This is a genomic window from Ornithinimicrobium pratense (assembly GCF_008843165.1).
GTDB classification, from domain to species: Bacteria; Actinomycetota; Actinomycetes; order Actinomycetales; family Dermatophilaceae; genus Ornithinicoccus; species Ornithinicoccus pratensis.
The window spans coordinates 187,990-201,596 of sequence record NZ_CP044427.1 but is presented as its reverse complement, the minus strand read 5'-3'; the positions used below and the strand labels follow the sequence as shown (position 1 = coordinate 201,596).

Sequence of the window (13,607 nt, the reverse complement as noted above, 5' to 3'; positions counted from 1 at the left end):
CCTCCCCGACAGTTCGTGACCGGTACCCACATAATAGAACACCTGTACGACATACCCAGGGCTCGTCCACAGCGTGTCGGTGATCTTTCAGGACACCGGCGGTCCTACATCAAGAGTCAGCCACAGTGATGGTGCAAGGGGCGGACGCACGTCATCCCCTCAGCGTGGCCTGCACCACCCAGTTGTTCACGCTGTGGCCGGTCAGGTCCAGGCCCTGGGCCGGGTCGCAGGAGAAGATCGAGACTGTGCGCCCTGGCTCCGCAAGCCGCCAGACCCAGGCGTACTCGGCGTCCGCCTTCTCCGTGACGTCGTTCTTGGGCACTGACAGCGCGTCCATGTCGGCCTCGAAGACCGCTTCGGAGCCATCGGCGTAGCCGATGGTCACCACGTCACCTGCCCGCACCTCTCCCAGCCTGTAGAAGACGTCCCGACTGCCACCGTGGGTGGTGTGCCCGGCCAGGACGCCGGGGTATGCCGAGAGCTCCCCCGGCACGGTGGCCCAGTCGGGCGGACCGTACCAACCCACGACGCCTGACGGGGGGTTCAGCTCCTCACGCTCGTTCAACTGCGTGAGGGCGACCGGCGCGTCGACGAGGACGTCCGCCGCACGGGTGATCCGGACGTGCACGGGCCCCTCGCTCACCTCGGCCGGCGCCGGGTCAGTGACGGTTGGCGCCGGCTCCGTCGTCGCACTGAAAGTCGGGGCGGCCGACGGTGAGGGCGCGGGCCCGGAGGTCCGCCCCGGGGAGACGGCCGTCGGCCGCTCCTGCTCCGCCGGGACCGAGGTGGCCACCGGCGCAGAGGTCGTGGCCGGATGGGTCGGGGGCTGCACCTGGTCCGCGACAGTGGGGACCCCGCCCCGCCAGCCCCAGAAGGCGATGAGCGCCCCCACAAGCACCACGGCAACCAGCAGCGCCAGGCCCGCCGTACCCCTGGCCCGCCGTGCTCTGGCGTTTTGGCTAGTGGCCACGGTGTGCTCCTCACCTCAGGTGGTGGACGCACCCCCACGCAGCCATCGGGCTGCGCGGGGTCGTCCGGGCAACGACGTGCTCAGCTGCTCCGACGCACCAGCGCCGCCCCGGCCAGGACCATCAGACCCAGGCCGAGGGCCATCGTGGAGGCGCTGGCGCCACCGTCGGTCTGCACGCGACCAGGGACCCGGTGACCCTCCCCAGGCTGGGCGGGAGCACCGGGCTCGCCCGGCTCACCGGGAACGCCCGGGCCGTGAGCGCAGTCCTGCTGGACCTCCACCTCACCGTCACCGGCGAAGAAGAGCTCGTCCTCAACGGGCTCAGCGGCCTCGTCCACGCCCACGAAGCTGACCCAATAGACCAAGCCGTGGGTGATCTCCGCGGTGTGCGACTGACCTGGGGCGAGGAAGATGTAGTTCTCCTCGCCGCCCCAGTCATCCTCGTCCTCGATCCCGAACCAGAGGACGGTCACGTCCTCCTCCGCACGGCTGGTGAAGGTGATCGTCTCGCACCCCGCCTCCGCGACCGTCCACTGCTCCTCCGGCAATGTGGGGAAGCCCCAGTCATCGCAGTCCTCGGCGAAGGGGGCGCCGGTCACCGTCATCGGCCCGTGGAGCACGGTCAGCTCCGCCGGGGCGCCGCGGCGGTAGACGACAACCCTGAAGGTCGCGGACTCACCCTCGTCCAGGTGGTCGCTGTAGATGAACGCCTGGCCGTCGTAGAAGCGCTCGGTGCGCAGCGTCTCCCACATGCCGTCAACCTCCTCGTGGAGCGCCAGCCGCAGATCGTCGGAGTCGGCGAGGGTCGTGACTGCCACGTTGTACGAGCTGTCCCAGCATTCCGGACCGACGTACTCGACCTCGAAGTCTTCCGGCGCGGGGCCTACTCCCGGCTGCTCCGCAGGGGGCGGCTCCTGGGTGTTGGCGGCGTCATCAGTGGCGTCATCAGTGGCGTCATCAGTGGCGTCATCAATGTCGGCTGCGTCGTCGGAGGCGTTCTCGTCGTCGTTGACGGCCGTCTGCGTGGCGGAGTCCGGTGCCCCGGCGGCCCACGCCGGCGCGGACGTCAGACTCAACGCGAGGGCCAGTGTGGCGAGGACCGCGAGGAGGAAGGTGAGGGGACGAGACACGACCAGAGGTCGGGACATGAGCTGCTCCAGGAATGGCTCAAAGGGGTGCGTCCCGCAGAACGCGAGCCGGGCGGAGCAACGCCCCGTCGCGGGGAAGACTAAGGCATTTTTCAGCGGCCGAGAAGAGTCGGGAATACCCAACTCGATGTGATTCAGGTCACATGCGTGCGGGCCAGCCGCCGCAGCCCGCTACGTTAACCGTATGCCGGTCGCTCCACATATCGCCCAGCTCCGAGAGCAGGTGGGCCACGACCTGCTCTTGTTGCCGTCCGTCGCCGTGCTGCCGATCGACGAAAGTGGGCGCGTCCTCCTGGCGCGTCAGACCGACTTCGGCACCTACGCCACGGTCGGGGGCGCCATCGACGTCGACGAGTCACCCCTGGACGCCGCGCATCGGGAAGCACGCGAGGAGATCGGTTCAGACGTCGTGATCACCGGACTCATGGGGGCCGTCGGGGGCCCGGAGTTCCGCATCACCTACCCCAACGGCGACCAGACGGCCTACGTCTGCGTCGTCTACGAGGCCAAGCTCAGCGACGCGGGCGCCCTCCACCCGGACGGGGTCGAGGTGGACCAGGTCAGGTGGTTTCAGCGCATCGAGCTCAACAACCCCGAGGTGGGACCGTTCGCGCAGGCGACCTTCCGGGCGATCGGCTGGATCTGACCAGATCGGGTCTGTCCGCGCCTCACCGGGCCGCGAGCGTCTCCATACCTCCCAGGAAAGGTCGCAAGGCCTCCGGGACGCGCACGGTGCCGTCGGCCTGCTGGTGGTTCTCCAGCAGCGCCACGATAGGCCGGGTGCTGGTCGCCGCGGTGCCATTCAAAGTGGCCACGACCCGTGTGCCGGACCCGTTCGGGTCCCGCTCCCGCGTGTTCAGCCGGCGCGCCTGGAAGGTGGTGCAGTTGGAGGTGGAGGTGAGCTCGCGGTACCTCTCCTGCGTCGGGATCCACGCCTCGCAGTCGAACTTGCGCGCAGCCGGCCCGCCGAGGTCACCCGCGGCGACGTCGATGACCCGGTAGGGCAGTTCGAGCGCGTCGAGGATCCGGCGCTCGACCCGCAGCAGGTTGGCATGCTCGGCCTCCGCGTCCTCGACCCGGCAGTAGACGAACATCTCGGTCTTCTGGAACTGGTGGACGCGGAAGATGCCCTTGGTGTCTTTGCCGTAGGACCCCGCCTCGCGGCGGTAGCAGGTGGAGGTCGCGGCATACCGGAGCGGACCGGCTGAGAGGTCGATGATCTCGTCGGCGTGCAGGCCGGCGAGTGCGACCTCCGAGGTGCCGGTGAGGTAGAGGTCGTCGGCGGGCAGGTGGTAGACCTCGTCCGCGTGCTCATCGAGGAAGCCTGCGCCGAACATCGTCCCCGGCCGCACCAGGTTGGGCACGACGAGCGGGCTGAAACCCTCCTCCTGCGCGATCTGCTGCGCCAGCCCCATGAGCGCGTGCTCCAGGCGAGCCCCGTCCCCCTTGAGGTAGTAGAAACGGGCACCGGACACCTTGGCGCCCCGCGCCATGTCGATGATGCCCAGGGCCTCACCGATCTCCAGGTGATCCTTGGGCACAAACCCGTCGTCGGCGAAGTCGCGCGGGGTTCCGACGTGCTCCAGCACCACGTAGTCGTCCTCCCCGCCCACGGGGATGCCGTCCATGATGAGGTTGCCGATCTGCGCCATGGCCGCGTCCCGCTGGGCCGCCGCGAGGCTGGCCACGGAGTCCAGCTCCTTGACCCGGCCGGCGAGCTTCTTCACCTGCGCGAGCAGTTGGTGCTTCTCCTCCCCTTGCGCCTGGGCGACCTTCTTGCCGAAGGCCTTCTGCTCCGCGCGCGCGGTTTCGAATGCGGACAGGGCCTCCCGATGCCGCGTGTCCGCGGCCAGCGCCGAGTCCACCGCCAACGGGTCGGCTCCGCGAGCCTGCTGGCTCAGGCGGGCACGGTCAGGGTCGGCGCGGAGGTCACGGAGGTCGAGCATGCCGCCAGCCTATCCGGGCCGTCCAGGGGTTTCGCCGGTATGCCGTGCGCCCGCGACGCTAGCCACCGCCCGCCGGATAGCGTGAGGCCCATGCAAACTCAGGCGACGGCCGCAGTCGTAGTGAACCCGACGAAGTTCACCGATCTTGGCCTCGTCCGTCGGCGTGTGCAGGCGGCGTGCACCCGCAACGGCTGGTCCGCGCCGATGTGGCTGGAGACCACCCCGGAGGACACCGGGCAGGGGCAGGCCCAGCAGGCGATCGCAGCCGGCGTCGACCTGGTCTGCCCGCTTGGTGGCGACGGCACGGTGCGCGCGGTCGCCTCGACGATGGCCAACACCGGCATCCCGGTGGGCCTGCTGCCAGGGGGCACTGGCAATCTGCTGGCCCGCAACCTCGACCTGCCCATCGACTCCCTCGGCCGGGCGCTGGAGATCGCGCTCACCGGAAAGACCGCCGCGATCGACACCTGCGTGCTGGAGCTGGTCCGCCCCACCTCGGGCGAGCTCGCCAGGCGGCTGCGGGACGAGGATGACCCGGCGCGGACCATCGACTTCCGGGACGCGGTGGACGACCGGACCTCCGAGGAGGTCCGCGAGCAGCACCGGTTCCTGGTGATGGCCGGTTTGGGCTTCGACGCCGAGGTCATGGCCGCGGCGCCCGAAGGGCTCAAGGCGCGGATGGGCTGGTTCGCCTACCTGGTGACAGGGCTGCGTCACCTCAAGGGGCCGCAGTTCACGGTGGCGCTCAAGGTGGACGATGCCGAGCCGATCCGGCGCCGGGTGCGCAGCCTGATGGTCGGCAACGTCGGCCGGCTGCAGGGTGGGATGGAGCTCCTGCCCGACGCGGTGGTGGACGACGGCATGATCGACGCGGTGCTGCTGTCGCCGGAGGGCATCGTCGGCTGGGCGGCGATGACCGGCCAGCTCATCACCCGACAGCGCATCGGCCACTCCCGCGTCGATCAGCTCCAGGCCCGCGAGGTGCGGGTGGTCTGCGACAAGCCGGTCGAGATCGAGCTGGACGGCGACACCCTCGGGGCGGTCTCGGCGATGCGGGTCGTCGTGGACCCCGGCAGCCTGCTCGTGCGCCTGCCGCCCTGACCCTGGGGGCCGGCCGGAGGCGGTCGGGCGTCAGTCCTCGCTCCCCGTGCGGGCGGCGTCCAGCGCCTGGCGTTCCTCGGGGGTGAGGACGATCTCGGAGTCTCCCCCGACGATGCCCTTGGCGTAGGTTCGGCTCTCCCCCCGCGCATGGATCGAGCTGATCACCATGCCGTCGCCGGTGTCGTCGACAATCGCGGCCGAGAAGCTCATCCGCCCGCCCATGTCGCCGAACGCGTCATACCGGACGACGGCCACGTGCCGCAGCGCCTGCGCGAGGTCACCGCGGAGGGCGGCCACCTCACCCTCCAGCGCGTCCAGCCGCTCCCGCTCCGGTGTGGTCGGCGCCCCCGCGTCGATCAGCGCCCGCAGCCCCCGGTCGACCACCCGCAGGCGCACCCAGGCCACCACGGCGAGCAGCAGCGCGAGCACCGCCACCCCCACCGCGACCCAGGTCAGCAGCTCATGGTCCACGGGCCAAGGGTATGCCGTCCAGGCTCCTGTCGGTCACGCGTGGGACCATGCCGTCACCGACCGGCAGGAGGTGAAGGTATGCGGTCACGTCGCACCGTGGGCGCCTGGGCGCTCGTCGTGTCCGTGCTGGCCGCATGGCTCCTGGCGACGGTCGCGGTGTGGGCAGGGCTGGCCCCGTCGGTCGCGGAGCCCGAGGAAACGGTGGCGCTGGGCACCTCGGCTGACCTGCCGACCGAGGACCGTCAGGTCGTGCTCGTCGGGATCCCCGGCCTGACCTGGGACCTCGTCTCATCGGACACGGCACCGGAGCTGGTGCGCCTGGCCCGGGAGGGCGGGTCGGCGGCGCTGGTCCTACGCGGGACCCACGAGGTGACGTGCGAGGCCGACGCCTGGCTCACGGTGGGGGCAGGGCAGCGGGCCGCGACCGACGTGGAGAGGTGCGGAGACGCCGAGGGCGTCGGCGTGGAGGGCGTCGGCGTCGAGGGCGTCGGCGTGGAGGGGGGTGACGTGGAGGTGGGTGACGCGCAAGGGACCCCCGAGACGGGCGCCCAGACCGCGATCGCCGAGACGCAGATCGAGGAGCAGCGCTGGCGCTCCTGGCAGGAGGCCGCGGCCGGACGGGCACTTGGCCCGCAGCTGGGCACCCTGGCCGGGCTGGCGGAGCAGGGCGGGACGTGCGTCACCGCCTACGGCCCCCCAGCGGTCATCGGTGCCGCCGACGCGGACGGGAGAGCCGAGGTGGTGCTGGACGCCGGGAAGGACCCGCTGTCCGCTCTGGAGGTCGCAGCAACCGGGCTGAGCGACTGCCGCATCCACCTGGTGTCCGGGCCGTTGGTACATCCGGGTGACCGCAGCGACGTGATGCCCGAGGTCAACGCCGCCGTCGCACGGCTCGCCGAGTCGCTGCCGGACGGGACCACACTCCTGGTTGCAGGACTGGGCCATGACTCCGCCTCCGGGCCGGACGCCCAGGTGCTGGTGGCTGCGCCCGTCGGCGAGCACCCGGGAGCAGCGGCGTTGACATCGGGGTCCACCCGCCAGGCGAGCCTCGTGCAGCTCACCGACCTGACGCCGACCCTGTTGTCCCTGGCCGGCGTCGAGGTGCCCTCCTCGGCCCGGCTGGCAGGTGAGCCCGTGGTCGCCGGGCCGGCCGTCCGAGGGCCGTTTGGCGGGCTGTTCATGGGTGAGCAGGGGGCGGGTGAGCAGAAGGCGAGCGACGGGGCAGGTGGCGAAGTGATCGCCCCAGCGAGGGACCTCGCCGACGGGATCTCCTGGGTCAAGAGGGTGGCTCCGTTCGTGCTCGGCGTCCTGGTCGCCGCGGCGCTGGCGCTGCTCGCTGTTGGCGCGGCGTTGTTCCGGTGGGGAGGGCCGCGCAGCCGTGCTCGACGCACCGGCCGCGTCCTCATCCTCGGCGCTGCGAGCTTCGCGCTGGCCGGGCCGGTGGCGACCTGGCTGGCGGGGCTGCTCCCCTGGTGGCGCGCCGGCCAGCCGGCAGTGGCGCTGCTGGCTGGTATCGCGCTCTGGACGCTGGTGGTCGCGGCCGTCGCCTGGGCAGGCCCGTGGCGCGCTCATCCCCTCGCGCCGCCAGCGGTGATCGGTGCGATCACGCTGGTGGTGGTCTACGTCGACGTGCTCTGGTCCGCGCGGCTTGGAATGGTGTCCGTGCTGGGACTGCAGCCGATCACCGCGGGTCGCTTCTACGGGCAGGGCAACGTGGGCCTGGGGATCGCCCTTGGCGCGACCCTCGTGCTGATGGCTGCACTGCTGACCTGGCTGCGCGAGCGCCCCCGTCAGGCCGCGGGCGCCGTGGCTGCCATCGGAGTGGGCGCCGCGGTGCTCAACGGCGCGCCGACCGCAGGTGCCGACTTCGGTGGAGTGCCGGCCCTCGTGGTCGCGACCGGACTGCTGATCCTGCATGCCCTAGGGATCCGGTGGGCCTGGCGCCCGTTGCTCGCGGTGGCGGTCGTCGGTGGCTTGGCGGCCGCGGCACTCATGGTCCTGGACTGGCTGCGCGGGCCGGAGCGGCGCACCCACCTGGGCGGCTTCGTCCAGTCGGTCCTGGACGGGGATGCCGGGGGCATCATCGCCCGCAAGCTGTCGCAGAACGTCGGGATCCTGCTCGGCTACCCGATCGCCTGGCTCGTGATCCTCCTCCTGGTCCTGGTGATCCTCGTCGTCGTCGGGCGACCCTCATGGTCGGCCGGGCTCTGGCAGCATTCCGGCACCCGCCCGGTGGCACTGGCAGGGGTGGCTGCGATGGTCCTGGCCTGGCTGCTCAACGACTCCGGCCTGCCCGCGATGGGCGCCTGTCTGGCGGTGCTGATCGCCGCGGGGCTCATCGTCCTGGCCCGCCCTGAAGCCTCGCCCTTCAGGGCCGTTGGTCCTCGCCCTCCCGGGACAGTCGTCGGGAGGCGGAGCTGACGGCCGTGGTGACCCTGCGTGCGGCGCCGCGCGCGCCCCGGCCGGCCAGTCCCCGCGCTCCTCGCATGGCCATCCCGGCCCGAGCGAAGACCTTCTCCTTGGCTCCCGAGCGGTCAACCAGCGCCCGGGTGACGTCAGCGAGCTGACGCGCCCGGTGCGCCTGCGAGCGCAGGTCGCGGCCGGTCACCCGGTGGTGCAGCTCGCACGGCACCTCCAGCACCCGGCCACCCGCCCGGAGCACGTCGACGGTCAGCCCCACCTCCACCCCCCAGCCGGACGCCAGCGGCAGCGCCGCATCCAGGGCCTCGCGGCTCAGGCAACGCTGACCCGAAAGCGGCTGCGTCGGGGTCCAACCGGTCAACCGGCGGATGCCGTCACGTGCGGTGCGGACCACGATCCCGAAGCCGCCTCCAGGCCCCCTCTGGGGCGGCAGCACGGCGATCGTCATGTCCGCCTCACCGATCAGCACGGGTTCGACCACCGGCCCCAGGTTCCCGGCCGAGCTCTCGAGGTCCGCGTCGACGAAGAGCACGGGCACCCCGGGCGCCAGCTCGGCGGCCCGGGCAGCGCCGGTCGTCATCGCCGCGGCCTTGCCCCGGTTGCGGTTGTGCCGCACCACCTCGACCCCGCCGGTCCACTCCGCGACCGCTGCGGTCTGGTCGGTCGAGCCGTCATCGACCACGATCACCGGACCGACCGAGCCGATCTGCTCCAGGGCGGCGATGGTGATCCCGATGCGGGCCTCTTCGTCCTTGGCCGGGATGACCGCGACCACCTCGAGGGGCCGGGGGGAGGAGGGCAGGGCGCTCACGGCATACCCACGTCGGGTGTCAGCGCAGGGTGACCTGGCGGGAGACCAGGCCGTTGCGCGCACGGCGCTCCTCGGCGGTCAGCTCGCCGCCCTGCTCCAGCGCCTTCATGTAGCGCGCCTGCAGCTGCGACAGGGCATCGGCGTGGGCGTCGGCCTTGCTCTGGGGGTCCACCTCGATGACCGGGACGAGCAGCCCGCAGGCACGGAAGGCACCGAGCAGGTCGGTGTCCTCACCCAGGGTGTGCTCGCCGGCGGCGGACAGGCGGGAAAGAGCCTCGAGAGCGGTGTCCTCGTCCTGGCTAAGGATCCAGCGGATATAGCTGCGCCCGCTCATGTGGCACCAGAATGCTGAGGGCGCGCCCTCGACCCGGGCCATCGGCACGGCAGTGTCGTTCATCTCTTGCAGGGCCGCCTTCTGCTCCTCGGTGGCGTTCTCGCCGAGCCAGAAGCCGAAGTCCTCGTGCACCTCGACCTTGAGGCGCTGACCCTCAGGCAGCAGGTCCTGCAGCCGGGGGGTGTCGGCGGTCGCCGGGCGCACCGAGTTGATCGACGTGCCCGGCTCGCTCACCACCGCGGTGAGGATCGCCTGGGCCACGTCGCGGGAGGCGTCGCCGCTGGAGGTGCGCGACTGCAGGGCCACCAGCACCTCGCCGGTGTCGCGATGCACGGCCGGCATCGCGGCGGGCAGGACGGACACGAGGGTCACCTCGCGTTCCCCCGCGGGGACGTCACGTCCGCTGATCTGCAGACCCTCGGGGACGACGACCTGCACGGTTGCGGTCGCTGCGGGCAGGATCTCGCGCATCGCCACCCAGTCGCTCTCGTCGGCCAGCCCCTCGAAGGGCCGCGCGACGAACGGCGCGCGCCGCGCCTTCTGCTCGGACGAACCCGTGGCCTGCCGCTTCTTGCGTGATGCCTTACCCATGCGGGGGAGTCTACGTGCGTCGTTAGAGTGGCTGGACATGAGCGAGGAACAGCTGAGGTGGGAGCCCGCGGCCGGGCACGGCGACCAGGTCTTGTCTGCGGTGGATGGCCCTCTCGGGCGGGTCCGCCTGAACCGGCCTCGGGCGATCAACGCGCTGGACAGGGCCTCGGTCGACTCGCTGCGGCAGGTGCTCACCGACTGGGCCGAGGAGGATGGTGTGCACGCCGTGCTGATCGACGGCGCCGGCGAGCGCGGACTGTGCGCCGGCGGCGACGTCCGGGCGCTGCGGGAGGCGATCCTGGCGGGGGACGTGCAGTTGCCGGTCGACTACTGGGCGGCCGAGTATGCCCTCAACCAGCAGGTCGCCGACTTCCCCAAGCCCTATATCGCCTGGATGGACGGCATCGTCATGGGTGGCGGGCTCGGGGTGTCCACGCACGGGTCGGTCCGCCTGGTCACCGAGCGCACCCAGCTGGCGATGCCCGAGGTGATCATCGGCTTCTTCCCCGACGTGGGGGTGCTGCACCTGCTCGCGCAGGCTCCCGGCGAGACCGGCACCCACCTGGCTATGACCGGGTCGCCAGTGAGCGGCGCTGACGCGGTGCTGCTGGGGCTGGCCGACGCGCAGGTGCCCAGCGACGCATACGGCCAGGTGGTGGACACACTGCGGGAGGACCCGACGCTGGGTGCCGAGGCGCTGGTGCAGCGGGTAGGGGCGCTCGGCGGGGACGAGGCCGAGTCGTGGCTGCAGACCCAGCGGGCCTGGGTCGACGAGTGCTACGCCGGTGACGACGCCGCGCTGATCCTCGAACGGCTGCGCTCCCGGCCCGAACCCGAGGCCCGAGAGGCGGCGCAGACCATCGCTTCACGGTCGCCGCACTCGGTCGCGGTGACCCTGGAGGCATTGCGTCGAGCGGCATCCCTGGACCTGGGCGGGGTCCTCGCCCAGGACTTGGCGCTGGGCCCCGCGTTCGCCCAGCATCCCGATTTCGCCGAGGGGGTCCGCGCCCAGCTGGTGGACAAGGACCGCTCGCCACGCTGGACCCACGCCTCTGTCGCCGACGTCCCCCGCTCGGAGGTCCTGGCCGCCTTCGGCCCTGGGTGAGACCGCCGGCTGGATCAACCGTGGGCGGGACCCGTTCTCGGGATGCGAGGTGTCCTGCCGCATACAGAGGCACCGGCTAAGGTCGGTTGCGTGCTGCTGCTGACCGACCTGGCCCACCTCGTCTCCGATCCCGGGGCGCTGGTCGCCTCCTCGGAGCCGCTGCGGTGGGATGAGCTCGGGCTGCGGCAGGGGATCGAGATCGGGCCGCTCATGCTGCGGTTCTACTCGCTGGCCTACCTGGCCGGCATCCTCGGTGGCTACTGGCTGCTGGCCCGGATGATCCGCCGCCCCGGCTCACCGATGGACCGGGACCAGCTCGACACGCTGATTCTCGGCCTCATCATCGGCATCATCGGGGGGGCCGGCTCGGCTACGCCCTGTTCTACAACCCCAGCCTGTTCACCTCCCTGGACCTGTTCAAGCTCTGGGAGGGCGGGATGAGCTTCCACGGCGGGCTCATCGGCGTGCTGCTCGCCGTGGGCTGGGTGGCCTGGCGACACCGGCTCAACGTGCTTCGGGTGACCGACTATGTCGCCACCGTAGTGCCGCTGGGCATGCTGCTGGGACGGCTCGCCAACTTCATCAACGGGGAGCTGTGGGGTCGGCCGGGTGATGTGCCCTGGGCCATGATCTTCCCGGCCGCCGACGACCAGGCCCGGCACCCGAGCCAGCTCTACCAAGCCCTCGGGGAGGGCCTGATCCCACTGCTGGTCCTGAGCTGGCTGTTCTGGCGGACCGGGGCCCGGCTGCGGCCGGGGCTGCTGGCCGGTGTCTTCGCCGTCGTCCTGGGGCTGGCCCGGTTCGTCGTCGAGTTCTTCCGCCAGCCGGATTCGCAGTTGACCTGGCTGGTCGAGGCGACCGGGCTGTCGATGGGCCAGTGGCTGACCGTGCCGCTCGTCCTGTTCGGCGTCGGTCTGCTGTGGTGGGCACTGCGCCACCCGCCCGTTCAGGCACTGGACGAGGACCCGGGCGGCAACGGGAAGCCCACCGCGGGGCAGGAGAGGCCGGGCATCACCTTGCTCTGACCGCACCGGACACGCAGACCGTGTCGCCGGTCGGGGACAGACCGTGTCGCCGGTCGGGGACAGACCGTGTCGCCGGCCAGGGGCAGACCGTGTCGCCGGCCAGGGGCAGACCGTGTCGCCGGTCAGACGTCCGCACGGCGACGGGCGGCCAGCGCGCGACGGGCCTCCTCGATCTCCACCCAGGGGATGAGCTCGGTGCCGCGCTCCAGGGTCTGCTCCGGGCCCTTGCCGGCCAGGACCACCGTGTCATCGGGGCTGGCCTCGTGCACGGCATACCGGATCGCCTCGGTGCGGTCGCCGATCGAGACGAAGTTGTCGTTGCCCGCTTCGCGGGCGCCCCGCTCCATCTCCGCCAAGATGTCCTGCAGCGGCGTGGTCCGGTGGTCCTCCTCGGTGAAGACCGCGTGGTCCCCGTAGGTCGTCGCCACCCGGCCTAGCGGCGCCCGCTTGGACGGGTCGCGCTGACCGCCCGCGGAGCCGATGACCACCCACAGCTCGCCGTCGGTGGTCACCCGCACCGTCTCCAGCGCCTTCTGCAGGCTGGGCGCGGTGTGTGCGAAGTCCACGATCACGCGCGGCTCACCCGCGCCCCGCTCCACCATCTCCATCCGGCCCGCTACCCCCGGGAAGGTCGCCAGGGCCTCCACGAGATCCTTCAGCCCGACGCCGGCCCCGGAGACGCCAGCCATGGCGGCGAGGGCGTTGGCCACGTTGAACCGGCCGATCATCGGCAGGGTCGCCTCGGCGACGCCCTCGGGACTGTGCACGGTGAAGGTGAGGGCTTCCGAGCTCTCCCGCACATCGGCGGCCCGCCAGTCGGCCTCCCTGCCCTCGGCGGAGTATGAGGTGAACGTCCCGCCGTCTTCCTTGGCCAGTGGGATGAGCCGCTCGAACCAGGGCTCGTCGTCGGCGTTCAGCACGCTGTGGCGGGAGCGCTGGACCAGCTTGGCCTTGTCGGCGAAGTACTGCTCCATCGTCCCGTGGAAGTCGAGGTGCTCGCCGGTGAGGTTGGTCCACACGCCGACGTCGTAGGACACCCCGCGGACGCGGTCCATCGCCAGCGCGTGGCTGGAGGACTCCACGACGGCGTGCGTGGCCTCGTGGGTGACCATGTCGCGCAGGATCTGCTGCACCTGCGGCGCCTCGGGGGTGGTGAAGTGCGCGGGCGGCTGGCGCAGCACCCCGTCGGGCAGCTCGTAGCCGATAGTGGCCAGCAACCCGGTCCGGTGACCGGCCCGGCGCAACAGGTGCAGGGCGATCGCGGAGGTGGTGGTCTTGCCGTCGGTGCCGGTCACACCCAGCACGGTCAGCCGGTCGCTGGGCCGCCCCGCCACCTCGGTGGCCGCGTCGGCGAGCGCTTCCCGGGCGTTGGCCACGACCAGGTAGGGGACGTTGCAGACGGTGCTGGTCGGCAGCCCTTCGCCGATGACCGCCACGGCCCCGCGCTCGATGGCGTCGCTGATGAAGCCATGGCCATCGAAGTGGGCCCCCCGAATGGCCACGAAAGCCTGGCCGGGGCGGATCCAGTTGGCCTGGTGGCTGACCCCGGTGACCACCACCCCGCTGGGGTGACTGGGGGTGTCGACCAGCTCGGCATCGAGGGCTGCGACGAGGTCCAGGAGCTCCATGGCCCCACCCTAGTCAGCGGCTGCCAGGGATGCCCCCCTGCCTCGGCGTGCCCGTC

General features: G+C 71.6%; 13 protein-coding genes. 6 read left to right on the top strand and 7 right to left on the bottom strand.

Going from position 1 to position 13,607, the window contains the following annotated elements; genetic code table 11:
• Positions 1-151 precede the first annotated feature (151 nt).
• Together FY030_RS00885 and FY030_RS00880 are read right to left on the bottom strand one after the other, a co-directional pair.
• The gene (locus tag FY030_RS00885; RefSeq protein WP_158059866.1) at positions 152-970 is read right to left on the bottom strand and encodes a class F sortase; all 819 of its coding nucleotides are present in this window, start codon (positions 968-970) and stop codon (positions 152-154) included.
• An 80-nt stretch (positions 971-1,050) separates the two neighbouring features.
• Positions 1,051-2,100 carry a hypothetical protein gene (locus FY030_RS00880; RefSeq protein WP_158059865.1) on the bottom strand — a complete coding sequence of 350 codons (1,050 nt, stop codon included), beginning with the start codon at positions 2,098-2,100 and terminating at the stop codon, positions 1,051-1,053.
• Between the two features lie 202 nt (positions 2,101-2,302).
• Between FY030_RS00880 and FY030_RS00875 the strand changes: the two genes are divergently transcribed.
• Complete coding sequence (locus FY030_RS00875) at positions 2,303-2,764, top strand: NUDIX domain-containing protein (RefSeq protein WP_158059864.1); 462 nt, start codon at positions 2,303-2,305, stop codon at positions 2,762-2,764.
• Positions 2,765-2,786: 22 nt separating this feature from the next.
• Here the strand turns inward: FY030_RS00875 and serS are convergent, their stop codons facing one another.
• Positions 2,787-4,064 (bottom strand): serine--tRNA ligase, encoded by a 1,278-nt coding sequence (serS, locus tag FY030_RS00870; protein WP_158059863.1) that lies wholly within the window; start codon positions 4,062-4,064, stop codon positions 2,787-2,789.
• A 90-nt stretch (positions 4,065-4,154) separates the two neighbouring features.
• Between serS and FY030_RS00865 the strand changes: the two genes are divergently transcribed.
• A complete protein-coding gene (locus FY030_RS00865; RefSeq protein ID WP_158059862.1) occupies positions 4,155-5,165 on the top strand; it encodes a diacylglycerol/lipid kinase family protein in 1,011 nt (336 codons plus the stop codon).
• A 30-nt stretch (positions 5,166-5,195) separates the two neighbouring features.
• Here FY030_RS00865 and FY030_RS00860 read toward each other — a convergent pair whose 3' ends face one another.
• On the bottom strand, positions 5,196-5,636 hold the full coding sequence (locus FY030_RS00860; RefSeq protein ID WP_158059861.1) for a DUF4446 family protein: 441 nt from the start codon (positions 5,634-5,636) through the stop codon (positions 5,196-5,198).
• A gap of 78 nt (positions 5,637-5,714) precedes the next feature.
• Here FY030_RS00860 and FY030_RS00855 point away from each other — a divergent pair, with 78 nt between their 5' ends.
• Positions 5,715-8,057 (top strand): hypothetical protein, encoded by a 2,343-nt coding sequence (locus tag FY030_RS00855; protein WP_158059860.1) that lies wholly within the window; start codon positions 5,715-5,717, stop codon positions 8,055-8,057.
• On the opposite strand, the gene FY030_RS00850 is transcribed toward FY030_RS00855, so the two are convergent.
• Both FY030_RS00850 and FY030_RS00845 read right to left on the bottom strand, forming a co-directional pair.
• Positions 8,005-8,868, bottom strand: a complete 864-nt coding sequence (locus tag FY030_RS00850) for a glycosyltransferase family 2 protein (RefSeq protein ID WP_238348492.1) — start codon at positions 8,866-8,868, stop codon at positions 8,005-8,007. The two genes, FY030_RS00855 and FY030_RS00850, sit on opposite strands and share 53 nt — an antisense overlap.
• Positions 8,869-8,887: 19 nt before the next feature.
• On the bottom strand, positions 8,888-9,793 hold the full coding sequence (locus FY030_RS00845) for a DUF5926 family protein (protein ID WP_158059859.1): 906 nt from the start codon (positions 9,791-9,793) through the stop codon (positions 8,888-8,890).
• Between the two features lie 37 nt (positions 9,794-9,830).
• Here FY030_RS00845 and FY030_RS00840 point away from each other — a divergent pair, with 37 nt between their 5' ends.
• The 3 genes from FY030_RS00840 to lgt all read left to right on the top strand — a co-directional run bounded on the left by FY030_RS00840 (position 9,831) and on the right by lgt (position 11,923).
• A complete protein-coding gene (locus FY030_RS00840; protein WP_158059858.1) occupies positions 9,831-10,898 on the top strand; it encodes an enoyl-CoA hydratase/isomerase family protein in 1,068 nt (355 codons plus the stop codon).
• 90 nt (positions 10,899-10,988) lie between these two features.
• Complete coding sequence (locus FY030_RS16675; RefSeq protein WP_238348491.1) at positions 10,989-11,339, top strand: prolipoprotein diacylglyceryl transferase family protein; 351 nt, start codon at positions 10,989-10,991, stop codon at positions 11,337-11,339.
• On the top strand, positions 11,276-11,923 hold the full coding sequence (gene lgt, locus FY030_RS00835; protein ID WP_337692505.1) for a prolipoprotein diacylglyceryl transferase: 648 nt from the start codon (positions 11,276-11,278) through the stop codon (positions 11,921-11,923). The genes FY030_RS16675 and lgt overlap by 64 nt, the downstream gene beginning before the upstream one ends.
• 122 nt (positions 11,924-12,045) lie before the next feature.
• Here the strand turns inward: lgt and FY030_RS00830 are convergent, their stop codons facing one another.
• On the bottom strand, positions 12,046-13,551 hold the full coding sequence (locus FY030_RS00830; protein ID WP_158059857.1) for a UDP-N-acetylmuramoyl-L-alanyl-D-glutamate--2,6-diaminopimelate ligase: 1,506 nt from the start codon (positions 13,549-13,551) through the stop codon (positions 12,046-12,048).
• Positions 13,552-13,607: the final 56 nt, after the last annotated feature.